Annotated in this window: 18 protein-coding genes and 3 pseudogenes; 14 read left to right on the forward strand and 7 right to left on the reverse strand. The window is 60.5% G+C overall.

What is annotated here, in order from left to right; genetic code table 11:
• Window positions 1–58: 58 nt before the first annotated feature.
• From AOA59_RS23625 to AOA59_RS23635, 3 genes are all read left to right on the forward strand, one after another.
• Complete coding sequence (locus AOA59_RS23625) at window positions 59–1,435, forward strand: aspartate aminotransferase family protein (protein WP_099489252.1); 1,377 nt, start codon at window positions 59–61, stop codon at window positions 1,433–1,435.
• Window positions 1,436–1,462: 27 nt separating this feature from the next.
• A complete protein-coding gene (locus AOA59_RS23630) occupies window positions 1,463–2,917 on the forward strand; it encodes an aldehyde dehydrogenase (protein ID WP_099489253.1) in 1,455 nt (484 codons plus the stop codon).
• 82 nt (window positions 2,918–2,999) lie between these two features.
• Complete coding sequence (locus AOA59_RS23635; RefSeq protein ID WP_065930146.1) at window positions 3,000–3,563, forward strand: cytochrome b; 564 nt, start codon at window positions 3,000–3,002, stop codon at window positions 3,561–3,563.
• A 388-nt stretch (window positions 3,564–3,951) separates the two neighbouring features.
• Here AOA59_RS23635 and AOA59_RS23640 read toward each other — a convergent pair whose 3' ends face one another.
• From AOA59_RS23640 to AOA59_RS23665, 6 genes and pseudogenes are all read right to left on the reverse strand, one after another.
• The gene (locus AOA59_RS23640) at window positions 3,952–5,403 is read right to left on the reverse strand and encodes an amidase (RefSeq protein ID WP_069787837.1); all 1,452 of its coding nucleotides are present in this window, start codon (window positions 5,401–5,403) and stop codon (window positions 3,952–3,954) included.
• Window positions 5,404–5,419: 16 nt separating this feature from the next.
• A complete protein-coding gene (locus AOA59_RS23645; protein WP_065930148.1) occupies window positions 5,420–6,652 on the reverse strand; it encodes an MFS transporter in 1,233 nt (410 codons plus the stop codon).
• Window positions 6,653–6,662: 10 nt separating this feature from the next.
• Window positions 6,663–7,595, reverse strand: coding sequence for a transporter (locus AOA59_RS23650; RefSeq protein WP_099489254.1), 933 nt, complete (start codon window positions 7,593–7,595; stop codon window positions 6,663–6,665).
• A gap of 68 nt (window positions 7,596–7,663) precedes the next feature.
• The gene (locus AOA59_RS23655) at window positions 7,664–8,635 is read right to left on the reverse strand and encodes a helix-turn-helix domain-containing protein (RefSeq protein ID WP_371919086.1); all 972 of its coding nucleotides are present in this window, start codon (window positions 8,633–8,635) and stop codon (window positions 7,664–7,666) included.
• A gap of 211 nt (window positions 8,636–8,846) precedes the next feature.
• Window positions 8,847–9,078: pseudogene (locus tag AOA59_RS23660) on the reverse strand (hypothetical protein); the annotation flags it as partial.
• A gap of 384 nt (window positions 9,079–9,462) precedes the next feature.
• The gene (locus AOA59_RS23665; RefSeq protein ID WP_099489256.1) at window positions 9,463–10,398 is read right to left on the reverse strand and encodes a helix-turn-helix domain-containing protein; all 936 of its coding nucleotides are present in this window, start codon (window positions 10,396–10,398) and stop codon (window positions 9,463–9,465) included.
• A gap of 566 nt (window positions 10,399–10,964) precedes the next feature.
• Between AOA59_RS23665 and AOA59_RS23670 the strand changes: the two genes are divergently transcribed.
• The 9 genes and pseudogenes from AOA59_RS23670 (at window position 10,965) to AOA59_RS23705 (ending at window position 20,313) form a co-directional block, all read left to right on the forward strand.
• Window positions 10,965–12,023: a phenylacetaldoxime dehydratase family protein gene (locus AOA59_RS23670; protein WP_099489257.1), complete on the forward strand. Its 1,059-nt coding sequence runs from the start codon at window positions 10,965–10,967 to the stop codon at window positions 12,021–12,023.
• An 84-nt stretch (window positions 12,024–12,107) separates the two neighbouring features.
• Complete coding sequence (locus AOA59_RS23675; RefSeq protein ID WP_099489258.1) at window positions 12,108–12,974, forward strand: transporter; 867 nt, start codon at window positions 12,108–12,110, stop codon at window positions 12,972–12,974.
• Between the two features lie 180 nt (window positions 12,975–13,154).
• Complete coding sequence (locus tag AOA59_RS23680) at window positions 13,155–14,669, forward strand: amidase (RefSeq protein ID WP_099489259.1); 1,515 nt, start codon at window positions 13,155–13,157, stop codon at window positions 14,667–14,669.
• A 78-nt stretch (window positions 14,670–14,747) separates the two neighbouring features.
• The gene (gene nthA, locus AOA59_RS23685; RefSeq protein WP_099489260.1) at window positions 14,748–15,341 is read left to right on the forward strand and encodes a nitrile hydratase subunit alpha; all 594 of its coding nucleotides are present in this window, start codon (window positions 14,748–14,750) and stop codon (window positions 15,339–15,341) included.
• Between the two features lie 41 nt (window positions 15,342–15,382).
• On the forward strand, window positions 15,383–16,039 hold the full coding sequence (nthB, locus tag AOA59_RS23690) for a nitrile hydratase subunit beta (RefSeq protein ID WP_099489261.1): 657 nt from the start codon (window positions 15,383–15,385) through the stop codon (window positions 16,037–16,039).
• Window positions 16,036–17,292: a GTP-binding protein gene (locus tag AOA59_RS23695; protein ID WP_099489262.1), complete on the forward strand. Its 1,257-nt coding sequence runs from the start codon at window positions 16,036–16,038 to the stop codon at window positions 17,290–17,292. The genes nthB and AOA59_RS23695 overlap by 4 nt, the downstream gene beginning before the upstream one ends.
• 354 nt (window positions 17,293–17,646) lie before the next feature.
• A pseudogene (locus AOA59_RS33605) lies at window positions 17,647–18,309 on the forward strand (PAS domain-containing protein); the annotation flags it as partial.
• Between the two features lie 30 nt (window positions 18,310–18,339).
• Window positions 18,340–18,594, forward strand: a pseudogene (locus tag AOA59_RS33610) (methyl-accepting chemotaxis protein); the annotation flags it as partial.
• 78 nt (window positions 18,595–18,672) lie between these two features.
• Window positions 18,673–20,313, forward strand: a complete 1,641-nt coding sequence (locus AOA59_RS23705) for an AMP-binding protein (RefSeq protein ID WP_099489264.1) — start codon at window positions 18,673–18,675, stop codon at window positions 20,311–20,313.
• Between the two features lie 138 nt (window positions 20,314–20,451).
• On the opposite strand, the gene AOA59_RS23710 is transcribed toward AOA59_RS23705, so the two are convergent.
• Window positions 20,452–20,952, reverse strand: a complete 501-nt coding sequence (locus AOA59_RS23710) for an Lrp/AsnC family transcriptional regulator (RefSeq protein WP_099489265.1) — start codon at window positions 20,950–20,952, stop codon at window positions 20,452–20,454.
• Window positions 20,953–21,071: 119 nt separating this feature from the next.
• Here AOA59_RS23710 and AOA59_RS23715 point away from each other — a divergent pair, with 119 nt between their 5' ends.
• Both AOA59_RS23715 and AOA59_RS23720 read left to right on the forward strand, forming a co-directional pair.
• The gene (locus tag AOA59_RS23715) at window positions 21,072–22,106 is read left to right on the forward strand and encodes a histone deacetylase family protein (RefSeq protein ID WP_069787848.1); all 1,035 of its coding nucleotides are present in this window, start codon (window positions 21,072–21,074) and stop codon (window positions 22,104–22,106) included.
• A 216-nt stretch (window positions 22,107–22,322) separates the two neighbouring features.
• The gene (locus AOA59_RS23720) at window positions 22,323–23,738 is read left to right on the forward strand and encodes an amino acid permease (protein ID WP_099489266.1); all 1,416 of its coding nucleotides are present in this window, start codon (window positions 22,323–22,325) and stop codon (window positions 23,736–23,738) included.
• Window positions 23,739–23,818: the final 80 nt, after the last annotated feature.

Here is a 23,818-nt window from a genome sequence, read left to right on the forward strand (position 1 = left end):
CTTACCCGCGTCGCGTAGATGATCAGGCCACATCAATCAACATCGCAGAGAATCCGTCATGAGTGAAGCCAAGCTTGCTGCCCTGCATTTCGCCGATGCACCGCACATCACCTCCAGCACGCTCCCCGGCCCCAAAACGTGCGAGGCCCTGGCGCTTTCGGCGCGTACCGAGTCGATGGCACGCGGCGGCGGACGCATGCCGATCGCCATGGACCGTGCCTTCGGCGCAACCTTCAAGGACCCGGACGGCAACACCTACATCGACCTGTCCGCCGGCGTCGGTGTCAGCAGCGTAGGCCGCTGCCACCCCAAAGTGGTGCAGGCGATTCGCGAACAGTCCGAAGTGCTGATGCATGCCCTGGAAATCAACAGCACCCGGCGTACCGAGCTGGCCGCCAAGCTGTCCGAAATCGCGCCCGACGGTTTGCGTGGCGACTGCATCACCTTCTTTACACAAAGCGGCAGTGATGCACTGGAAGCGGCGATCAAGTTTGCCAAGCGCATCACCGGGCGGCACCAGATCATCGCCTTCCACGGCGGTTACCACGGCGTATGGAACGCTTCGGGTTCGCTGACCACCGGCACGGCCTACCGCAAGGGCTTCGGTGCGCAGATGGGCGGAGTGATTCATGCGCCCTACCCTTACGCCTACCGCTTCCCCTTCGACACCACCCACAAAAGCGCCGAGCAGATCGCCGGCGAGTACATCGACTACCTGTTGAACACGCCCTACACCGCCGCCGATGACGTGGCGGCCGTGATCGTGGAACCGGTACAGGGCGAAGGCGGCTACGTGCCCCCATCGCCGCAATTCCTGCAATTGCTGCGCAAAGCCTGCGACCGCAGCGGCACACTGCTGATCGTCGATGAAGTGCAGTCCGGCGCGGGCCGCACCGGCAAAATGTGGGCGGTCGAACACTCCGGCGTGAAGCCCGACATGCTCACCTTCGGCAAAGGCATCGGCAGCGACCTGCCTATGGCCGGCCTGATCATGCGCTCCGACCTGGCGGCGAAGATCCCCGACGGTTCCATGCCCAACACATTCGCCGCCAACTCGTTGTCGGCCGCGGTGGCACTGACCAACATCAGCATCCTCCAGGATCCAGAACTCGACCTGCTCAACCGCGCCCACACGCTGGGGCTCGAGGCACAAGCGCATATTCGCGGTTTCAACAGCCCGTTGGTCGGTGAAGTGCGCGGGCGCGGCTTGATGATAGGCATCGAACTGATCGAAGACCCGCTCACCAAGGCGCCCCTGGCGGGCGAGAAGATCGGCCAACTGATGGGCTACCTGCTCAACCACGGCGTGCTGATGATTCCCTGTGGCCGCTACAGCAACGTGATGCGCGTGATGCCCTCGCTGACGATCTCCCGCGAACTGTTCTTCAAGGCACTGGACATCTTCGGCGACGCCCTGGCGTCCCTCAAGGCGTGAACCTGCCCACTATTCGAGGACCGCAACATGACTGAGCACTTGAATCATTTCATCGAAGGTGCGTCCTGCGAAGCCTTCGACCGTCGTCGTATCGACCTGGTCAGCCCCGTGACCGAGCAGGTGTATGGCAGCTCCGCGCGCGGCACCCGCGAGGACGTGGACCGTGCCGTGGCGGCTGCACGCCGGCAACTCGATGGTGGCGAGTGGAGCCAACTCGACGGCGCCCAGCGTGGCCGACTGTTGTCAAAACTGGCCGACCTGGTTGAGCGCGACAGTGAACGGCTGGCCGATCTGGACGCCAACGCTATCGGACGCTCCCCCATCGAACCGCGCCGAATGGACCTGCCCAACGCGATTGCCAACCTGCGCGCCGCCGCCGGCTGGGCCAACCAACTCGAAGGTCGTACCATTCCCACCGGTGGCTACTTCGGCACCAAAACCCTGTCGTACACGGTGCGCGAACCCGTTGGCGTAGTAGGTGCCATCGTGCCCTGGAACTCGCCGCTGATGATCACGGTGTGGAAGCTCGCCGCGTTGCTGGCGGCAGGCTGTACCGTCGTGATCAAACCATCGGAAGAAACCCCGCAGTCAGCCTTGCACCTGGCACTGCTGGCGCAGGAAGCCGGCTTCCCGGACGGCGTGATCAACGTGGTCACCGGCTACGGCAATGAAGTGGGTCGCGCCCTGTGCGAGCATCCGGATGTCGCCAAGATCAGCTTCACCGGCAGCCCCGAGGCCGGGCGCGAGATCCAGCGCACCGCCGGTGTGTTGTTCAAGCGCGTGGCCTTGGAGCTGGGCGGCAAGAGCCCACAGATTGTGTTTGACGATGCCTCCTTCGACGACGCCCTGCGCGGCTGTACGCTCGGTCTTTTCGCCAACCAGGGCCAGGTGTGTGCAGCCGGTTCGCGGATCCTGGTGCAGCGCAGCCTCGCCGAACGTTTCGGCGCCGCGCTGGCCGAGGCCGCACAGGCGGTGAACGTCGGCGATCCTCGAACGCCCGGCGTACAGATGGGTCCGGTGGCCAAGAAGGCGCAATTCGATCGCGTCAACCGCTACATTCAATTGGGCATCGACCAAGGCGCAACCCTGCTGGCCGGCGGCGTATCGGCCCCTGAGCAGGGCTGGTTCGTGCGGCCGACCATCTTCGCCAACGCCCGCAACGACATGGACATCGCCCGAGACGAGATCTTCGGTCCCGTCGGCACACTCATTACGTTCGACAGCGAAGATGAAGCGATCGCCCTGGCCAACGACAGCAGCTACGGCCTCGCGGCCACGGTCTGGACCAGCGACCTGGTGCGGGCGCACCGTGTCGCGGCGGCGATTAAAGCCGGCGCCGTGGGCATCAACTGCTGGAGCCCCTTGGACGCCAATCTGCCCTGGGGCGGTGTCAAGACCAGCGGCATCGGGCGCGAAGGCGGGTTCAGCGGCGCGCTGGCCTACACCGAGGAGAAAGTCATCACCGTGCTGCTGCCGGGCTGAGCGCACGCGCTGTCCTGACCGAGCCACCCTTCAACGTTGAGGGTGGCCATTGAACCGTGCTTCGCTCCGTGGAGAGCCTGATATGAACCCAATAGATCAACCGACAATCGATCGGTACCCGACCTCCCTGCGCGTGTTGCACTGGGTGCGTGCCGTGCTCGTCCTGGGCTTGCTGTGGGTCGGCTGGCACATGACCGGCATGAACGATGAAGTGGCGAGCAAATTCGAGCTCTATTATCCGTGGCACAAGTCCTTCGGGGTGTTGACGTTCCTGGTGGTCCTGACTCAGCTCGCCGTGCGTTTTCGCACCCCCAAGCTGCCGCAGCCACTGGAAACCCTGGCGGGGTATGAACGGTTCCTGTCCCGCCTGACCCAGCGCGTCATGTATGTACTGCTGGTGATCGTGCCGTTGATGGGCTATTCGATGTCGAGCACCTACACAATGAGCGACGGGGTGTTCTTTTTTGGGGTTAACCTGCCGGAGCTGTTGCCAAAGAATGACGATTGGTTCGCGGTGTTCCAATGGCTGCACAAAGTCCTCGCCTACACGTTGCTGGTCCTGATCGTGCTGCATGTGGCGGGCGCCCTCAAGCACCGCTTCTACGACCGCGACCCGCGCAACGACGTGTTGCGCCGCATGCTCTGACAGGATGAGGCGTTGACGCAAAACGTCAACGCCTGCTCGGACCCGCAACAAACCTCAATGACGAATCACAACGTCGCCCACGCAATGAACTGCATGTACGTGCTGGTGGATGCGTCGCGGCTCTGCCGGCCACCGTTCCCCAGCCATTGCTGCGACTTGTAGAAACCGACCAGCGGCGAGAGCGTGATGTTATCCGCGACGGCCCCATCCACCAACAGATCGACCTCCTGCGCAGCGAAATCCAGCTCATGGCGGCGGGAAAGCTATGCCCGGTCAGTTAAGAGATAGAACGGGCGACTAATAACCTGTAGCGAGCGGGTTTGCCACAGTTACAGTGTTCCTCCTTAACTGACTGGCATTAGCAAGGGCTGCCAATCCAACCGGCCGGTTAGCGCGCGGCATAGGCATTGATCGGCGGTATCCGCTGCCGCCAGGGCTGGGCCCGTTCCAACTGTGCGGCGAGGGCGAACAGGGTATGTTCCTCTCCGAAACGAGCGGCGAAGTGCGCGCCCATCGGCAGCCCGGCCGCGCTCCAGTGCAACGGTACCGACATCGCCGGTTGCCCGCTGGCATTGAACAGCGCGGTGAACGGCGAGTAGCTATGGAAGCGCTCGATCAACTCATCCAGGCTCAGGCGGTCATCCTGCAGGTCCAGCTCGCCGATCAATACGGGTTCACGGGCCAGGGTGGGTGTGAGGATCAGGTCGTAGTCCTGCATGAACACCGCCAGTTGACGGCCCAAGGCATGGATCCACTCCACCGCGCCGGCGTACTGCGCACCGCTGACCTCGCCCTTGCTGCGCAAGATGATCCGAGTACGGGCTTCCAGTTCCTCGGGCTGCACCACGAAGCCGCGCATCTGGCCCAAGACGTCGACATAGTGACGGGTGCTGGCGCCAATGATGGTAAAGACCTGATCGAGAAATTCCGTCAGCACCACCGGCAGGTTCACCGGCTCGACACGGTGACCCAGGGATTCGCACAGCCTGGCCGTCGCGCGCACGGACTCAAGCACCGTGCTGGACGTCGACCACGGCCCGAGTTGCTCCACCAGCGCAATACGCAACGGTCGTGGATCGCGTTGCAGCGCCGAGACATAGGGCTGTGCCTGCAAGGGCGCGGCATACGGCGCGCCCAGGTCGATACCCGCCGTCGCATCCAGCAACGCGGCACTGTCCCGTACCGACAAGGTGATGGCATGGGGCGTGCCCATCCCCGCCCAGCCTTCGCCGATCATCGGCCCCGAAGGCAACAACCCGCGACTCGGCTTGAGGCCGAACACCCCACAGCACGAAGCCGGTACGCGCAACGACCCACCGCCGTCGTTGCCATGGGCGAACGGCACGACGCGCGCCGCCACCAGGGCTGCCGCGCCGCCGCTGGAGCCGCCCGCGCTGTGGCTGATGTTCCAGGGGTTGCGGGTGGCACCAAAGCGCGTGGACTCGGTGGAGTACGAGGTGCCGAATTCGGGCGAGGTGCTGGTGCCGACAATCACACAACCGGCACGGCGCAAACGCGTCACGAGTTCTGCGTCGAAGTGGGCGCGCGCGCCTCCCTGCGCCCGGGAACCATTGGTCATCGCCGCGCCGTTGACCGGTGAGAACAGGTCCTTGATCAAGGTCGGCACGCCGGCAAACACCCCGTCACCGGACCGCGTTGTGCGTGCGGCCTCACGGGCCGAATCGTACAAGCGCTCGGCCACGGCGTTGAGCTGCGGTTCGACCCGTTCGATGCGATCGATGACCGCCTCCAGCAGTTCGCCGGGTTGTAGCTCACCGCGCCGGAGCCACTCGGCCAATCCCGTGGCGTCTTCGGTGTCCAGCAGGTTGTGGATGTCCATTTTGATCTCCTCTTGATTACGAATGACTTGAGCCGAAAGTACGGGGAGCCGTCTTGCGTCGCGCTTGCAGGCCTGCGAGCGCCCAGACCAGGGCCGAAGCCACACTGGCGAAGGCCAGCCATAGGATGGAAAGGCGCAGGTCGCCCGAGTAGGCACTCAGCAGCGCCACCACCAACGGGCTGACAAATTGGCCGAAATACAGACAGGCGGTGAAGCCGCCCAAACCGCGCCCGCGGGTCCTGGCAGTCAAGGCATTCATCACCGGTGCCATCGCGTTGGGCACCAGCAGCCCGGCGCCCAGGCCGTGAATCAGCACCGCCAGCAATACCGCGTTGTAGCTTTGCCCGCGCATCAGCAGCCACAGTCCCGCCCCCAGTAATGTCAGGAGCAACGCATTGCAACCGGCGATACCGATGCGGCGGCGCAGCAGCGGCCAGGCCAGCGAACCGCCGAGGGTCGCCAGCAGGCTCAACCCCGCCGACAGCCCGATCAGTGTGCTCGACGTCACGCCCAGGCCGACCAGCAGAATCGGCGCCTGGATTGGTACGACAAACGTCAGGACCATACCGCTGAGAATCAGCAGGTAACCGAGCACCAAGGACAGCATCGCCACCCGCCCCTCGTCAGGCACATCAAGGGATTGCCGGCTGGCCCCGGGTTCCCAAAGCACCTTCAACATCGCGGGCACCAGCAGCAACGGCAGCAGGTACAGCAGGAACGGCTGGCGCCAGGAATGTTCGCCCAGCGCCCCACCCACCACGAAGAACAGCGCCCCCACCAGCCCGATGGTCACCACTTGCCGATTGACGTAATGCATGCGCTCCTCGCCGTGCCAATAGTCGGCGATCAGCGCAGCGCAGCAGGTCATGACCGCAGCTTCGGCGCAGCCGAACAACAGACGTATACCCACGATGGTCGGCAAATGATCGAGTACTGCCGGCAGCGCGCCGAGCACGGCATACAAGAGAGTGGCGATGATCAGGAGGGGCTTGCGCCCTACCCGGTCGGCCAACCATCCGGCCAACGGCGCGCACAATGCAATCGCCAGTGCCGGCCCGGTGACCACCAGCGGCACCAGCAAGTCGGCGCGCGATTCCAGCGGGCCAAACTCGGCGCCAAGCTTGGGCAGCACCGGCGCCACCATGACCGCGCCCATGACGGTCAAGCTACTGCCCAGCATCAGCACCAGCCCTTCGCGACGCCCGATGGCTTGACGGGGTAACGCACAATCAGAACGGAATGGGTTCATGGCCAGCCCCTCAGAAACTTTGAGAAATACGCAGCGCCACGGTGTAACCCTCGGCGCGGTTGCGGGCATCTGTTTCCTTGTAGGCATGCAGCCAGATGGGCGGCAGCCCGGGCGCGATGTAGCTCACCGCTGGCCCGACCGCCAACACCCGTGCACGGTTGCCCGATTGCAGCCCCGGCGCGTCGTCATCGCTGAATTGGCGGTAGTAGTAACCGCCCAGGCCCAGGGTCCAAGGCCCCACGTGTTGGCCCACAGCAAATTCGTGGCGGTACTCGACACCGTTTTTGTAGTCGGTCGCGGGGTTGCGGGTGTTGACGTCGACTTCAAAGCTTGAAGACACCTCGAAGCCACTGTCGGTGATGTAAGTAGCGTTGACGATCGGCGAGAACGCCCAGTGGTTGAGCCCTGGAGATACCAGGCGATTCTTGTCGTAGTCGCCGGTGGGCGCCTGGATCTGCAATTGGGTGTTGATGAACAGATTCGGCGATAGATTCCATTGCAGGATCACCGGCAAAAACTGCACGTCGGCCAGTCGAAACGGGTCGGCTTCCAGGTGCAACGGCCCGACCGATGTCTGGACCTTCATGGAAGCGTCCATCTTGAAAAACGGCACCACCATCCCGTAGCCGTAGCTTGCGCCCAACACGGTGTGATCCGTCATGTGCATATAGGCCACTGCGATGGACAGCACATCCAGTGAAAGATGGTTGTCGACCGCGCGCCCGCTGCGGTCCTTCTGCACATTGGCCGAATAGAACCCCGTTCGCAGCCCAACGGTCCCATAAGGCGTGGCCGGTGGCATCATCCCTGCACCGAAGTCATACACACCGACCGCTGTGGTCGGCGCGCCGTTCTCGGTGGCCTGGGCGCCGGCACAGCAACCGAGCAGGCCCAGGGTGAACAGCGTCAGACGTACGGCGTTTGCATTATTGTTGTTGATCATCGAATACCCCTCCCATCAAGTGGTGTGGGCCATCCTATTGAGCAACGCCGTGAGCGGGTTATCCGTTTTCAGCAGAGTTGAGTACGCCGCAGGGTCTGCGAAGGGCTTTCGCCAAACAGGGTGCGGTAATCGCCAGAGAACCGGCTCAGATGCCAGAACCCCCAGCGTGCCGCCACGGCCTGAACACCTTCCGGTGGCGTGCCCGCTCGCAGTTCACGTCGCACTGCATTGAGGCGCAATGCGCGCAAATATGCCACCGGGTTGATCCCCAGGGTTTCCTGGAAACAGTACTGGAGTTTGCGCCGGCTGGCGCCGATGTGGTTGCACAGGTCCAGGATCGACAACGGCTCGTCGAGATGGCTCAGCGCGTATTCGCGAGCGCGGTCGACCATCCTTTTACGCGCGGTGGGGTTGAGGGGCGGCGCCTGATCCGGCGCAATCAGTTCCAGCACATGCAGCATCACTGTGTCGCGTATGCCGCGGCGGATCGCGTCGTGCCCCAGCAATGCATCACGCCCTTGATCGCGACCGGCCAGTTCATCGAACAATGCCGTAAGTTCATACTGCACAGTCGAGTCACCCAGGCGGTAACACTTGGGAATATCGGTAATTCGAAAGGCGCTGCCCTGGCGCTCCAGGACATATTCCAACACGCGCTCGTCAATCGCCACGTTGAGCAAGTCAAGGTGTTGGGGAGTGTGTATCTCGGGCAGGTTATGCCCGTGGACGACCAACAGGCTGGGGTCGTGAATCGGATGCCCCGAGCAGTACACCGGGCCGTCAGCACTCAACGGCAAGCTGAAAGTGATTGACCCTTCCCAAGCCGATCCGCTCTTGATCATGGCCTGATTAGAGCGGTCGCGTGCCAGTTGCATCCAGTCCAAACGGAACTCGGTCAGCTCGCCTTCAAAGATCCCCGGCGATAACTGATCATAGCGAAGCTCCCAGCCGGGCATGTTCCGAGCGTGCTCATCGATGTCACTCGTCAGGAAACGCTGGAGGGGCGATGCCGTCCGCACCCTGCTGGAAACCGTCGGCATCAGCTCATTTTTGTTGTGCATGGACCTGACCTTTTTCAGTTACAAGGCTTACAGGTCACCTACAACGCAAGTTCCATTCCGAACTCAGGACAGGTCGCGCATTTGTGCCGAAAATGGATAGTGAGACGGGCAAGCTCGCTCGCCTTTTGTAGGACGTCTCATTTCACCAAAGCCTCACCGTTGAGGCTACCTGCCTATTACTCTGCCTGGATCATCGCAGGCGAGCGCGAAGCGGCTCAACCTTTAGCAACTGCATCTGCTGGCGATAGTCATCCGTGACCTGGCGTGACTGCCTGCTGGTGCTGACACGCGGGGTAATCAGCACGATCAGTTCGGTACGCGCCTTGGACTTGCTGGCAGCGCCAAACAACCAGCGCAGGTCGGGGATTTTGCCAGGATAAGGTACCGACGCTTTCAGCATTGTCCTGCTTGACCAGCCCCCCATCCCGCCGCCACCGGCTTAACCTCAGGACGTGCATCACCTCGGCGCGAGCGGTTCTCTGATCTACCTTCAGATCAAACATCACTTGATCGAGGTAGCTTTCATAATTGGTCTCAATACTAGGACCATACCTTTCGTCTTCAGGGGTCGCCTTAGCAATACACAAGTGGCACAGGCCCATTCCGTAGTCGCAAGTTGAAATGTACTCACGACCCCGATAGCCTTTAGGCGTTGCCCGAGCAGGCTGAGCATCTATTTCTTTCTGCTTTTCCATAAACCAGGGAAATCCATACCCTTCCAGTGGATGACCGGTTCGGGGCACATCCGGAGGTTTGCTTTGGATGGTTTGAAAAAGATGCTCCCAGTCTAAGCCCCAGCACTTCCTTCAATTGCGGCGTAAAAGCGTATTCGGCGCCACACCAAACGCCTTGCGAAACGCATGGCTGAAATGAGAAAAGTCAGAAAACCCGAAGTCCAGCGCCGCCTCGGACACACTGCGTACCTGGCCGCGTTCAATTGCTTCACGGCTGGCATTCAGGCGCTCTTTCCAGATCTCTGCAACGGGGGTTTTCTGGTAGCGTGCGAAGGCCCGCGTAACGGTTCGGGTGGACACGTTGTGGGCCTTGGCGATGGCTTCAATGGACAGGTCCTGCTCGGCCAGGTGTCGCTGGATGTACTTCATAATGCGGCCGTAGAGGTCCATCTCCTGATGGCTCGTCTTCAGGTCCTGGAGTTCCAGGCTGATCACAAGCAGGTCCAGTAAAGCACTTGAGTAACGCTTGGAGATGCGCTCATCCTGCAACGACGCTGGCGTGCTCGCGGCCTGATGCAACATTTCGCGTAACGGAACTACACCAGGGCGCCGGTCGTCGAGGACCATTGCGGTGAACTCCGCAATACGCGGCAAACGCTCGGTAAGCAACGCTCGCGGAATACGGATCAAGTGGTTTTCGGTACCACCCAGGCTGAAGCGAAACGCTTGAGTTGCGTCATAAAGAAACAAATCACCCATTGCCAGGCTGGCTTTTCTGGCACCTTGTTCTATTTGGCCGTGGCCATTTCGAGCGAAACCCAACCATAAATCCTCGGCCGGACCGCTGCGCAGGTGCCGCTCGGAACGCTCCCAGTGATGCATCGGCGATGACAGCGAACAGATGTCCAGCTCGCCGACCGTATTGATGGCGAGCGCGCCATCAAAGCTGCTCTGGGACAAGGGTTTGCTATCGGCCGCCAGGCAATGCCGGCAGACCACTTCTTTCCAATAATCAAACCGACGTGCTGCGGGAACGGCAAGGGTCGAATACTGAGCGCTCGGATTCATGACACTGACCTCGACAACGATGCAACAGGCGCTTGAGAAGTTGAAACGTGCGGCCCATTTTCAGGCATGCGCAGCAAATAACAGGCCAAGCGCAGTGGCAGGCCTGCGCAGGTGCGCTGCCCTGTGATGTCAATCGCAACTTTCGCTGTGCCCGGGAGGCTGTCGCGCTCCACGGCCTTCACCATTTAAGGGCACAGCACCTCACCCCAGCGAATCAGGTGCACCAGTGCGGGCCACGGGGAACGTCGGTTTCAGCGTTGTCTTTGCCAACCAAACGATTGTCTCGCCGAACAAAGCGCCGCCTCATCACCCAGCCTAATTTCCACCTCACAGCAGCTCATACCCCGCTGATGAGGCACGCCATGCACCAACACTCTTCACAACGACTGGCTGACTCCCTTTGGCTTCTGCAAAGGCGCGACCTCGCGCCTGAAGCGTCGGCTTATTGGTTGATTGAATGGGGGGCCATGAAGCTGCTGCACCGACGGCAGGTCGCCAAGCACGACCTGCCGCCGACGCGCTGATGCCCACCCGCAGGCCTGAACGAAAATAACGAGGAGCTCAAGATGGAATCTGCAATCGACACACATCTCAAATGCCCACGCACCCTGTCCCGCCGTGTGCCCGACGAGTATCAACCGCCGTTCCCGATGTGGGTCGCGCGCGCTGACGAACAACTGGAACACGTGGTGATGGCTTATCTCGGCGTGCAATATCGCGGCGATGCCCAGCGCGAGGCTGCATTGCAGGCAATGCGTCACATCGTCGGCAGTTTCGGCCTGGTCGATGGCCCGCACACCCATGATTTGACCCATCACACCGACAGCAGCGGCTTTGATAATTTGATGGTGGTCGGGTACTGGAGAGATCCTGCTGCCCACTGTCGCTGGTTGCGCTCACCCCAGGTGAATGACTGGTGGTGCTCGCCGCAGCGCCTCGGTGAAGGCCTTGGCTATTTCCGCGAAATCACCGCCCCGCGCGCCGAGCAGTTCGAGACGCTGTACGCCTTCCAGGAGAACCTGCCCGGTGTCGGCGCGGTGATGGATGCGACCAGTGGAGAGATCGAAGAGCACGGTTACTGGGGCTCGATGCGCGACCGCTTCCCGATCTCCCAGACCGACTGGATGAAGCCCACGAGCGAACTGCAAGTGATCGCGGGCGACCCTGCCCAGGGAGGACGGGTCGTCGTCCTGGGGCATGACAACCTCACGCTGATTCGTTCTGGCCAGGACTGGGCGGACGCCGAGGCCGAGGAACGCTCGCTCTACCTTGACGAAATTTTGCCGACCTTGCAGGACGGTATGGACTTCCTGCGTGACAACGGCCAACCGCTGGGCTGCTACAGCAACCGGTTCGTACGCAATATCGATCTGGACGGCAACTTTCTCGACCTGAGCTACAACATCGGTCACTGGCGCTCGGTGGAAAAACTCGAACGCTGGGCAGAATCCCACCCTACTCACCTGCGTATCTTCGTGACGTTCTTCCGCGTGGCTGCGGGCTTGAAGAAGTTAAGGCTGTACCACGAAGTGTCCGTGTCGGACGCCAAGAGCCAGGTATTCGAGTACATCAACTGTCACTCGCAGACCGGCATGTTGCGCGACGCACTGCCGCCAACAGCCTGAGCGCCATCGGCGTTTAACGCCCCACCTTCTGCCTCCCAGCCACCCGTCTCGGGTGGCCCGGTCTCCCTGTGCGAGGAATAGACGATGAATAAGATCCGCCTGCTGACACTCTCCACCCTGTTGCCCGCGCTTCACGCGAACGCCGGTGAAGTCGCTCCCGGCGATTATGAGCAATATCCGGTCGGCGCTACTATCGGTGTGATTTATTACCAGCACGCCACCACGGACTCGGCCTACACCAACGGACATAAGGTCAGCTCTGACTTCAAGGTGAGCTCGGACATCGGCATCCTTCGTCTGCTCCATGTCTACGCACTCAGTGACACCGTCACCATCGACCCGCAATTCCTGTTGCCTTTCGGGCACGTCTCCAGCGCAGGTGACGCCTCAGCCCTGGGCAATGCTCGCGGCGTTGGCGACTTGACCCTCACCGCCCCGGTCAAATGGCGGTTCAACGAAGCCCGAGACACGCTCAGTATCGCCCCCTACCTGTATGTGCCGACGGGCACGTATGACAAGGACGACCCGCTCAATATCGGAGAGAACCGCTGGAAATTCGAACTGCAGAGCGCCTACGTCAAACACTTCACCGAAAAATGGGCTATGGACCTGGTCGGCGGCGCTACCTGGTATGGCGACAACACTGATTACGGTGCAAATGCCGACCGCTTGAAGCAGGACGTTTCCTATGCAGCACAGATCATGGGGCGTTACATGCCAGACGCCACCACCACGTTTGGTATCGGCGTCGGGCGCACCTGGGGCGGTGAGACGAACGTCGAGCACGTCAATCAGGATAACGAGTTGGGCACCACCAACTTGCGTCTCACCGCCACCAAATTCGTCACCCCACAGGACCAGATCCAACTGCAATTGGGCAAGGACCTCTCGGTGGACAACGGCACCCAGGAAGACTTGCGCATCAATATGCGTTACGCGCACATTTTTTAACGCAAGGGTCCGCGATCGCGCCCACTTGGCGCCTTTGCGCAGGGGTGTCCGCCTCAGCCAAGTCGATGTCTTTCTCAACCAAGCCTGGGACTGGACGCGCGGATTATCTTGAGCCCCTGGCCCGCTGATATTGAGAGCATGCAGTGCTCTTCGGCCACTTACGATAAGGACAGCTCAACCATGGCAATCGTACGCCCTACCCTTGAACAGCTATTGGATATCTCGAGCGGCCTGCACATGCAGCTCAGCGCGGAGCAAGCCGGTGAATACCTGGCGCTTATGCAACCCAGCTTCGACGCTTATGACCTGGTTGACGAGCTGCCCGACTTCATCCCGCCGGTTCGTTACGAACGCAGCTCGGGCTATCGCCCCTCGCCCGCACACAACCCGCTCAACGCCTGGTACTTCCGAACGGAAGTCAACGGTGCCCGCGAAGGCAAACTGGCGGGTAAAACGGTTGCACTCAAGGATAATATTTCACTGGCGGGCGTGCCCATGATGAATGGTGCCAAGCCACTTGAGGGCTTCATTCCATCATTCGATGCCACGGTAGTCACCCGATTGCTGGATGCCGGCGCAACCATCCTCGGCAAGGCAACCTGCGAACATTATTGCCTGTCCGGTGGCAGTCACACCTCCGATCCTGCGCCGGTGCACAACCCCTATCGCCATGGATTCGCCTCGGGTGGCTCGTCTTCCGGCAGCGCAGCACTGGTTGCCGCGGGCGAGGTCGACCTGGCAGTCGGCGGTGACCAGGGCGGGTCAATCCGAATTCCTTCCGCATTCTGTGGCACTTACGGGATGAAGCCCACCCACGGACTGGTGCCTTACACCGGGATCATGGCCATCGAGGCGACTATCGATCATGCCGGCCCCATCACGGCAAACGTGCGCGACAACGCCTTGATGCTGGAGGTCATGGCGGGAACGGATGGGCTGGATCCGCGACAAGCCGCGCCCCGGGTCGACGCTTACAGCGATTACCTGGAACGCGGTGTGAGCCGGTTGAGGATCGGCGTCCTGCGAGAAGGGTTTGAATTGGCCAACCAGGACCCGCGTGTGGCCGCCTCTGTGCGCACTGCCATCGCAGCGTTTTCGCGGCTGGGCGCGCACGTCGAAGAGGTCTCGGTGCCTGAGCACAAGATTGCCGGTTCGTTGTGGCACCCCATCGGCTGTGAAGGCCTGACCATGCAGATGATGCACGGCAATGGGGCCGGCTTTAACTGGGAAGGGCTGTATGACCTCGGGTTGCTGGACAAGCAGGCCGGATGGCGCGATCAGGCGAATGACCTGTCCGCCTCTCTCAAGCTGTGCATGTTCGTCGGTCAATACGGTCTGGAGCGCTACAACGGCCGTTACTACGCCAAGGCGCAAAACCTCAGGCGCCTCACACGCGCCGCTTATGACGCGGCATTGGCGCGCTATGACTTGCTGGTGATGCCGACCGTCCCGATCCTTGCCCAGCCCCACCCGCAGCCAGGCTGCTCGATCACCGAGTACGTGGCCGGAGCGCTGGAAATGATCGGCAATGCTTGCGCCCAGGACATCACCGGCCATCCTGCCATGTCGATTCCCTGCGGGCTGGTAGACGGCTTACCGGTCGGGCTGATGCTGGTTGGCAAGCACTATGCCGAAGGCACGATTTACCAGGCGGCCGCGGCGTTCGAGGCGTCGTTTGACTGGAAAAACAGATAGCTGGTTTTGTCCCCTGCAGCGCAAAAAGAATAGGCCGCCAGGCGCTGCCTGGAAGCTCAACGATGAGGAGTCAACCTGATGACCACGTACGAAAAGAACCCATCAACGCCGGGCGAACGAGCACAGGCACTCCTGCAGGTGCTCAAGCAAAAAGAACTGGTCCCCGACGGTTACATTGAGCACATGACACAGCTGATGGCACACGAATGGAGCCCGCAGAACGGTGCTCGAGTAGTGGCCAAAGCCTGGACCGACCCACAGTTCCGCGAACTGCTGCTAAAGGACGGTACCGCTGCGTGCGCCCAATTTGGCTATACCGGCCCGCAGGGTGAATACATCGTTGCGCTGGAAGACACGCCGGGTGTGAAAAACGTGATTGTGTGCAGCCTGTGCTCCTGCACCAACTGGCCCGTCCTGGGGCTGCCGCCGGAGTGGTACAAGGGCTTCGAGTTTCGTGCGCGCCTGGTCCGGGAGGGACGCACCGTACTGCGCGAACTGGGCACAGAGCTGCCGAGCGAAGTGGTGGTCAAGGTTTGGGATACCAGCGCCGAAAGCCGCTACCTGGTGTTGCCGGTCAGGCCTGAAGGCTCCGAACACATGAGTGAGGAGCAGCTTCAGACGCTGGTGACCAAAGACGTGCTGATCGGCGTCGCCCTGCCCCGCGTTGACTGAGAAAAACAGCGCGTCATCGTTCATTTTCCGGAGTTTCTATTATGGATGGCTTTCACGATCTCGGCGGTTTCCAAGGCTTTGGCAAAGTCCCTCATACCATCAACAGCCTGAGCTACCAACCGGTGTTCAAGCAGGACTGGGAGCACCTGGCCTACAGCCTGATGTTTATCGGTGCCGATCACTTGAAGAAGTTCAGCGTGGACGAAGTGCGCCACGCCGTCGAACGCCTGGATGTCCGCCAACATGTCGGTACCGAGTACTACGAACGCTATGTCATCGCTACCGCCACCCTGCTGGTCGAAACCGGTGTCATCACCCAGGCGGAGCTCGATCAGGCCCTGGGTTCTCACTTCAAGCTGGCGAACCCTGCGCAGGCTGAAGGCAGACCGGCGATCACCGGTCGAGCGCCGTTTGAGGTCGGCGACCGAGTTACCGTGCGAGACGAGTATGTGGCCGGGCATATCCGCATGCCGGCCTATGTGCGCGGCAAGAATGGCGTAGTCCTGCACCGAACATCCGAAAAATGGCCATTCCCGGACGCGATCGGGCATGGCGACTTGAACGCGGCGCATCAGCCGACCTACCACGTCGAGTTTCGCGTGAAGGACCTGTGGGGAGACGCGGCCGACGACGGTTTCGTGGTGGTCGATCTGTTCGAAAGCTATCTGGACCATGCCGATAGCACGGTGAACGTATGATGGCCGGCGCCTTGAAAGGCCGACTGCCGGTGACCGTGCTTTCCGGCTTCCTCGGCGCCGGCAAGACCACGCTGCTCAACCATATCCTGCGCAATCGCGAAGGCCTGAGAGTGGCAGTCATCGTCAATGATATGAGCGACGTCAACATCGATGCCGAAGAGGTGCAGCGCGACGTGGCGCTGCACCGTGGTCGCGATGAGTTGATTGAAATGAGCAATGGCTGTATCTGCTGCACGCTGCGCGCCGACTTGCTCGAGCAGATCAGTGCCCTGGCACGTCAGGAGCGTTTCGATTACCTGCTCATTGAATCCACGGGGATCTCTGAGCCAATGCCGGTCGCCGAGACGTTCGCGTTCCTTGACGCGCAAGGCTTCAGCCTCAGCGAACTGGCGCGGCTCGATACCTTGGTGACGGTGGTCGACGGCAGTCGTTTTCAGGCGTTGCTTGAGTCGCCGGACACCGTGGCCCGCGACGACGCACAGAAAAATACGCCCAAGCGCCATTTGGCAGACCTGCTGATCGAGCAGGTGGAATACGCCAACGTCATTCTCGTCAACAAACTGGACCTGATCGACGAGCCTGGTTACCAGGCCGTGCACGCGATTCTCGCCGGCCTTAACCCGACCGCGCGGATCCTGCCGATGGTTCAGGGTAACGTTGAATTATCCGGCATTCTCGGCACCCATCTGTTTGATTTACCCAGCCTTGCGGCATCGCCCGGCTGGATGAAAAAAATGGCGGCCAACGACGTACCGGCCTCCGAATCGGACACCTATGGCGTGACGTCCTGGGTGTACCGCGAGCGCGCTCCATTTCACCCGCAGCGGTTACTCGACTTTCTCCAGCGCCCTTGGCGCAACGGGCGCCTGTTGCGCAGCAAGGGTTACTTCTGGCTCGCCAGCCGGCACTTGGAAACCGGCCTGCTGGTGCAAAGCGGCAAACAGTTCCAGTGGGACTATGTGGGGCGCTGGTGGACCTTCATCGAGCAGTCGCAATGGCCACGGGATGAATATCGGTTGCAGAGCATCATGACCAAGTGGGACAGCATTGTCGGCGATTGCCGGCAGGAGTTGGTTTTTATCGGCCAGGACCTGGATACCCACGCGTTACAGCACGCGCTCGACGACTGCCTGTTGAATGCTCAGGAAATCAGCGCCGGCCCTTCAGCCTGGCAAGCCCTGCCGGGGGCGACAGTCTTTGACTCGCTGGCCTTATCAGCTGCAACGCAATCGTTGCAGGCTGATCCCATTTGACCGAGGCAGAGGTGTCCCATGCTTTTTTTCAGCCGAACCACCCGCTGGGCATTGACGCTGCTCGCCGACCGACTGGATCAGCCTGACCAGGCGAGCCCTCCCGTGTCGTCGAACAACCGGTTATTGCGCCGTATCCTGGCAAGCGTCGAACAACTGCTGCAAGAGCGACGAGCGCTCAAGGAGCAAGCCCGCGCACTGACGCTGGACGTCAACCAACTGGAAGAGCGCCTGGCCTGCAATGACACGCTGTTGCGGCAATGGGCGGCGCGCTGGGCACTGGTCACGCTGGGCGCAGGGGAACTGTTCTGGGAGCTGGAACTGGATGGAACCGTGGCTCCCGCGCCGGAATGCGTGATGACGTGGACCGGGTCTGAGTCGGACCTGGCCCAGGCTATCGATCAGCTCGGCAGTTGGAGCAAACAGTTGCACCCGGATGACCAGCAAGCGCATCTGGCGGCGCTCGCCAGGCACCTTGCCGATCGTAGCGGGCGCACGCCCTTGGCCCTGGACGTGCGAATGAAACCGGCAGCAGACGGTGACTATCGCTGGTACAGAATCAGCGGTGTCGCGCGACGCGATGCGCAAGGTGCCGCGCTTGCCATCGGAGGAACCGTTCGTGACATTCATGAACAGTACCTGCACAACGAGGCGCTCGAACTGGCGGCCACACGCTTCGACATTTCCCGGGAAATGCTGCATGACGGGCTCTGGGATATCGAGATAGTGGCCGGCGACCCGGCGAACCCGAAAAATACCATTTGGTGGTCGCCGCAAATGCGCCGACTGCTGGGTTGCAACACGATTGAGGAGTTTCCTGACACCCTTGAAAGCTGGACCTCACGCTTGCACCCCGACGATAGCGCACGGGCCATCGGCGCGTTCGTCGCCCATGTGGACGACCGCAGCGGCAAGACGCCGTTTGATGTGGATTATCGACTCAAACATAAAAATGGCACTTACCGCTGGTTTCGCGGCCGTGGGCAAACGCGCCGTGGGCAGGACGGTTCCCCGCAAAGGGTGGTGGGAGCCATCACCGACATCCATGCCCACCATGAAGAAAGCACCCTGCGCGAGGCGCAGGCGCAACAACATCGGGTGATGCAGGAAACCCTCACCAAGCTGACGCAGATTGTCGCCACCATCCAGGGCATTGCCAGCCAGACCAACCTGTTGGCGTTGAATGCCGCCATTGAGGCGGCGCGCGCAGGCGAAGCCGGTCGCGGTTTTGCGGTGGTCGCCGATGAAGTGCGCAAGCTGGCCACGCGTACCAGCCAAGCGACCCAGCAAGCAGCCGAGATGATGGACAACTAGCTACATCCAGGCGCCTGCGCGGCCTGCGTGGGCACAGGACACCTTCCAAAAATAATAATCAGGTACGTTATGCGCGATTACGACTCAGCAGTGTCATCCTTCGACTATCTACAGCCGGCAGACCAGGACTTGCACGGCGAACCGGGCGCCTTGAACGCCTGCATCGAATGCTGCGACCGGCACGCTCACGGCAATGCTGTGGCGTTGTATTGCGAAACGCGCGATGGCCGCGCCAGGCACTACACCTTCAGCGAACTGCAGGCGCATGCTGCGCGCTTTGGCAACTTTCTGCGAGCGCAGGGAGTGCAGCCGGGAGATCGTATTGCCGGCCTGATGCCACGCACGGTTGAACTGGTGATTGCCCTCCTGGGAGCCTGGCGCATCGGCGCGGTCTACCAACCGCTCTTTACCGCATTCGGTCCCAAGGCGATCGAGCAGCGTCTGGACTGCTCCAAGGCACGCTGGATCGTGACCGACTCCCACAATCGTCCCAAGCTGGATGAAATCCCTGGCTGCCCACCCGCAATCGTGACCGACGGCCCTGCGCAGCATCCGAGCGATTACGGTTTCTGGGACGTGCTGGGTCGTCAACACACCGACTGCACACCTGAGCTGCTGGACGCCAGCGCGCCTTTCCTGCTGATGTGCACCTCGGGCACCACAGGACCGGCCAAGCCGCTTGAGGTGCCTTTGAGCTCCATTCGGGCTTTCAAAGGGTATATGCGCGACGCAATCGACCTGCGCGAGGACGACCATTTCTGGAACCTCGCCGACCCCGGCTGGGCATATGGCTTGTATTACGCAGTAACCGGGCCACTGGCGTGCGGCCGGGCCACGCTGTTGCATGACGGCCCTTTCACCGTGGAAAGCACCTGCCGGATTATCGTCAAGTATGCGATCAATAACCTGGCCGGCTCGCCGACGGCTTTTCGCCTGCTGATTGCTGCCGGGGACGAGTTTGCCGCCGCCGTGCGTGGTCAACTGCGTATTGTCAGCAGCGCCGGCGAACCACTCAACCCGCAAGTCATCCGTTGGTTCGCCGAACAGCTCGGCGTGGTCATTCACGATCATTACGGCCAAACCGAAATCGGCATGGTGCTGTGCAATCACCATGGGCTGCGCCATCCGGTACGTGAGGGTTCTGCCGGCTATGCGGTGCCGGGGTACCGGATTGTCGTGCTGGATGATGCGCATCGGGAACTGCCGACCGGTCAGCCGGGCGTACTGGCGGTGGATCGCGAGCGCTCGCCCCTGTGCTGGTTCAATGGCTACTTCGGCATGCCCACCAAGGCCTTCGTCGACCGTTACTACTTGAGCGGCGATATCGTGGAGCTTAATGAGGACGGCAGTATCAGCTTTGTAGGCCGTAACGACGATGTGATCACCACGTCCGGCTACCGCGTGGGGCCTTTCGATGTCGAGAGTGCGCTGATCGAACATCCGGCAGTCGTCGAAGCCGCGGTGATCGGCAAGCCCGACCCGCAACGCACCGAGCTGATCAAGGCGTTTGTCGTGCTGACCCACCGGTACCTGCCAAGCGCCGAGCTGGCCGAAATACTGCGCCTGCATGTCAAACAGCGTCTAGCTGCACATGCTTACCCGCGGGAAATCGAATTCGTCGAACAGTTGCCCAAGACCCCAAGTGGCAAGTTGCAGCGGTTCATTCTGCGCAACCAGGAAATTGCCAAACAGCAGGCACTCGACACATGACTCGCGGGCGAACGCCCAAATCAAGGACGGCGGTGTCCGCCTGTTTTTAAGCGGACGCGATAGCCCTTAAATGCGCGAACGGAGCGCTTATACCCAGTCGTTCAAAGCCCAGGTTGTCCAGGCCAGAACCGCCGAGATTCAATCCTTGCTCAATTTGGGTATGGCCATACGGCTGCCCGCTTTGATTTCACGCAACGCCAGACTCGACTGAATAGACGCGATACCCACCTGGCGCCTCAGTACTTGTTCGATAAAGTCGCTGTAGCTATCAAGATCCTCCGCCAACACTTGGAGTACGTAGTCGGCGTCTCCGGTGATCTTGTGGCAGGCCAATACCTCTGGCAATTGCGCAATCACTGCCTCAAAGGCGTCCGGAGCGTGGTCGGCATGCGTGGAAAAGCGGATGTGCACGAATGCCATGATATCCAGCCCCAGCATTCTTCGATCAAGCGTTGCCTGATAGCCCTTTATCACCCCCGCCTCCTCCATTCTCTTGCGCCGTCGCCAGCAAGGCGTAAGGCTCAATGAAAGCCGCTCACTGAGTTCGGCATTGGAAATGCTCGCGTCCTGCTGCAATAGCTCAAGAATGGCCAGATCGGTCTCATCGAGGCTGATGCGTCTGGATATATTTTTCTTCATTACGCTATTCCTGAGTTAAATCGCCCGATAAATATCAAGAAGCACAGAAACAAAGCAAAGAAATCGCCTCCTGACCAGAACAGAATATTTGCACTGGCCCACATTAACGGATGCGCAGAATGTTTACAGTTTTCAGTGATTCCCACCGTCTGCACCATGGCACCGAGTTGAAGGATGGCGTGCTCAAGCCGTCGTTCGAGCAGCCCAGTCGGGCCGACACTGTTCACAACCGCGTCAAGCAAGTTGGCCTTGGCCAGATAGTCGAACCGCGCGCGTTCGACCGCTCGTGTTACGTCAACGCGCACAGCGAGCGCTACGTGAGCTTCCTGGAGAGCGCCTGGTCGCAATGGTGCGCCACAGGGCGCACCCATGATGCGCTGCCACTGGTGTGGCCTGTACGTGACTTGGCCAACGATCAGGTGCCGACGTTCATTGACGGCAAACTCGGTTTCTATGCGATGGATGCCGGCTCGCCGATCACTGCCACCACCTGGCAGGCGGTCAAGACCAGTGCCGATATCGCCCTGACGGGGCTGGCACTTATCGATGAGGGCCATGACAGTGCCTTTGCCCTTTGTCGTCCGCCGGGCCATCACGCGGCGCGTGAATACATGGGGGGTTACTGCTATCTCAACAACGCGGCCATTGCTGCACAGCAGGCAATCACCCAGGGCGCCAAACGCGTCGCGGTACTCGACGTCGATTTTCATCACGGTAACGGCACCCAGAACATTTTTTACTCGCGCAATGACGTGATGTTCATATCGCTGCACGGCGAGCCGGCCGTGTCCTATCCCTACTATTCGGGGTTCAGCGATGAAGTCGGCGCAGGTGTTGGCGAAGGGTTCAACCTCAACTACCCGCTGCCGAAAAACACCGCCTGGGATACCTACCGCGACGCCCTGCTGCATGCCTGCAGGAAACTCCAGCAATTCTCACCGCAGGTATTGGTGATCTCACTGGGGGTCGACACCTTCAAGGACGACCCGATCAGTCACTTCCTGCTGGAAAGCGAGGATTTCATCGGGATCGGCGAGCTGATAGCGAGTGTGGGTTGCCCCACCCTGTTTGTGATGGAAGGCGGCTATATGGTCGATGAAATCGGAATCAACGCGGTGAACGTACTGCATGGCTTCGAGAGCAAGCGCGCTTGAGCATCCGCCCGAAGACGGCGTGATCAACCTGAACATATAAAAACCCTGTTCCAGAGGCTTGAACAGCAGCCGACCAAAGCCGCCCCCAGGCATGTGCAAGGAACCGGCGCTGTCCACCATAAACCAACACCGTCACCCGCCATTGCATCCTGACAATGGCGCTGGCTATGCACTTTTCTGCCAAAACTCAAAAACATAAAATCAAGAGGTTTTGAAATGAAATCGAATCTATCAGAGCGGGTTGAGCAGCCTGCGCTGCAGCGCACGCTCAGCAATCGTCACATCCAGTTAATGGCAATGGGCGGAGCCATTGGTACAGGTTTGTTCATGGGCTCCGGCAAGATCATCGCCCTCTCCGGCACCTCGATCATCCTTATCTACATGATCATTGGCCTGTTCGTTTACTTCGTCATGCGTGCCATGGGCGAAATGCTGCTGTCCAATTTGAATTTCAAGACCTTTGCGGATTTTGCCGGCGCCTACCTGGGGCCTCGCGCTGCGTTTTTTCTCGGCTGGTCCTATTGGCTGAGCTGGAGCGTTGCAGTGATCGGCGATGCCGTCGTTGTCGGCGGGTTTTTCCAGTACTGGTTCCCCCATCTGCCAGCCTGGATACCGGCTATCGGGATGCTGGCGACACTGTTTGCCTTGAACGTGCTGACGGTCAGGCTTTTCGGTGAAGTCGAATTCTGGTTCGCGATCATTAAGATCATCGCCGTCGTGACGCTTATCGGGGTCAGCATCGTACTGATTGCCAGCTCGTTCGTTTCGCCCAATGGCGTCACCGCGTCCCTGGGCCATCTGGTGGATAAGCAGGCTGCATTCCCTAATGGCTTGCTTGGGTTTTTTGCCGGTTTTCAGATGGCGATATTCTCATTTGCCGGCACCGAGTTGATCGGCACCGCTGCAGCGGAAACCCGTGCTCCGGAGAGGACGTTACCCAAGGCAATCAACTCGATTCCGCTGCGAATCATCCTGTTCTACGTGTTGGCATTGGCCTGCATTATTGCCGTGACGTCCTGGCAACAGGTTTCACCGGTAAAAAGCCCTTTTGTCGAACTGTTCCTCGTCGCCGGTTTTCCCGCAGCAGCCGGCATCGTTAACTTCGTGGTCCTGACATCCGCCGCGTCATCGGCCAACAGTGGCGTATTCTCCTCCAGCCGCATGCTGTTCGGGCTGGCCAATCAAGACAACGCTCCGGGTGTCTTTCGGCGTCTATCGGGCAACAGCGTGCCTCTGTTGAGCCTGGCCTTCACGACACTGTTGATGCTGTCAGGCGTGCTCGTGCTGTTCATCGTTCCGGAAGTCATGACGGCATTCACCATCGTGTCCACCGTGTCGGCGATTCTGGTGATCTTCACGTGGTCGACCATCCTCGCGTCTTACATTGCCTATCGCAAAAAACGTCCTGAGCTTCACGCCAAATCTGCTTACAAGATGCCAGGCGGCGTGCCAATGGCCTGGTTGTCACTGGCTTTTATGGGCTTCGTGCTCTGCCTGCTGGCATTGAGACCTGACACACGCGTTGCGTTGATGGTCATGCCGGGGTGGTTCATATGGCTGGCAATTGCCTATCAGCTGACACGTAGCAGGAAACCAAAAACCGCCGTTGAATCGGCAGGTCAATTCGGTTGAGTCAAAAGGCGGACTTCAACCGGCAACGACCACGGCGCAGAACCCCACACGGGCACGCCTCAGCGGTTGATTAAAACAAA

Origin of the sequence: Pseudomonas sp. 2822-15, assembly GCF_002742515.1 — a bacterium.
GTDB lineage: Bacteria > Pseudomonadota > Gammaproteobacteria > Pseudomonadales > Pseudomonadaceae > Aquipseudomonas > Aquipseudomonas salomonii.

What these genes read in the sequence shown, in the direction of transcription:
- AOA59_RS23625 (WP_099489252.1), top strand. Translation starts at nt 59, where the DNA reads ATGAGTGAAGCCAAGCTTGCTGCCCTGCATTTCGCCGATGCACCGCAC.
- AOA59_RS23630 (WP_099489253.1), top strand. Translation starts at nt 1,463, where the DNA reads ATGACTGAGCACTTGAATCATTTCATCGAAGGTGCGTCCTGCGAAGCC.
- AOA59_RS23635 (WP_065930146.1), top strand. Translation starts at nt 3,000, where the DNA reads ATGAACCCAATAGATCAACCGACAATCGATCGGTACCCGACCTCCCTG.
- AOA59_RS23640 (WP_069787837.1), bottom strand. Translation starts at nt 5,403, where the DNA reads ATGGACATCCACAACCTGCTGGACACCGAAGACGCCACGGGATTGGCC.
- AOA59_RS23645 (WP_065930148.1), bottom strand. Translation starts at nt 6,652, where the DNA reads ATGAACCCATTCCGTTCTGATTGTGCGTTACCCCGTCAAGCCATCGGG.
- AOA59_RS23650 (WP_099489254.1), bottom strand. Translation starts at nt 7,595, where the DNA reads ATGATCAACAACAATAATGCAAACGCCGTACGTCTGACGCTGTTCACC.
- AOA59_RS23655 (WP_371919086.1), bottom strand. Translation starts at nt 8,635, where the DNA reads ATGCCGACGGTTTCCAGCAGGGTGCGGACGGCATCGCCCCTCCAGCGT.
- AOA59_RS23665 (WP_099489256.1), bottom strand. Translation starts at nt 10,398, where the DNA reads ATGAATCCGAGCGCTCAGTATTCGACCCTTGCCGTTCCCGCAGCACGT.
- AOA59_RS23670 (WP_099489257.1), top strand. Translation starts at nt 10,965, where the DNA reads ATGGAATCTGCAATCGACACACATCTCAAATGCCCACGCACCCTGTCC.
- AOA59_RS23675 (WP_099489258.1), top strand. Translation starts at nt 12,108, where the DNA reads ATGAATAAGATCCGCCTGCTGACACTCTCCACCCTGTTGCCCGCGCTT.
- AOA59_RS23680 (WP_099489259.1), top strand. Translation starts at nt 13,155, where the DNA reads ATGGCAATCGTACGCCCTACCCTTGAACAGCTATTGGATATCTCGAGC.
- nthA (WP_099489260.1), top strand. Translation starts at nt 14,748, where the DNA reads ATGACCACGTACGAAAAGAACCCATCAACGCCGGGCGAACGAGCACAG.
- nthB (WP_099489261.1), top strand. Translation starts at nt 15,383, where the DNA reads ATGGATGGCTTTCACGATCTCGGCGGTTTCCAAGGCTTTGGCAAAGTC.
- AOA59_RS23695 (WP_099489262.1), top strand. Translation starts at nt 16,036, where the DNA reads ATGATGGCCGGCGCCTTGAAAGGCCGACTGCCGGTGACCGTGCTTTCC.
- AOA59_RS23705 (WP_099489264.1), top strand. Translation starts at nt 18,673, where the DNA reads ATGCGCGATTACGACTCAGCAGTGTCATCCTTCGACTATCTACAGCCG.
- AOA59_RS23710 (WP_099489265.1), bottom strand. Translation starts at nt 20,952, where the DNA reads ATGAAGAAAAATATATCCAGACGCATCAGCCTCGATGAGACCGATCTG.
- AOA59_RS23715 (WP_069787848.1), top strand. Translation starts at nt 21,072, where the DNA reads ATGTTTACAGTTTTCAGTGATTCCCACCGTCTGCACCATGGCACCGAG.
- AOA59_RS23720 (WP_099489266.1), top strand. Translation starts at nt 22,323, where the DNA reads ATGAAATCGAATCTATCAGAGCGGGTTGAGCAGCCTGCGCTGCAGCGC.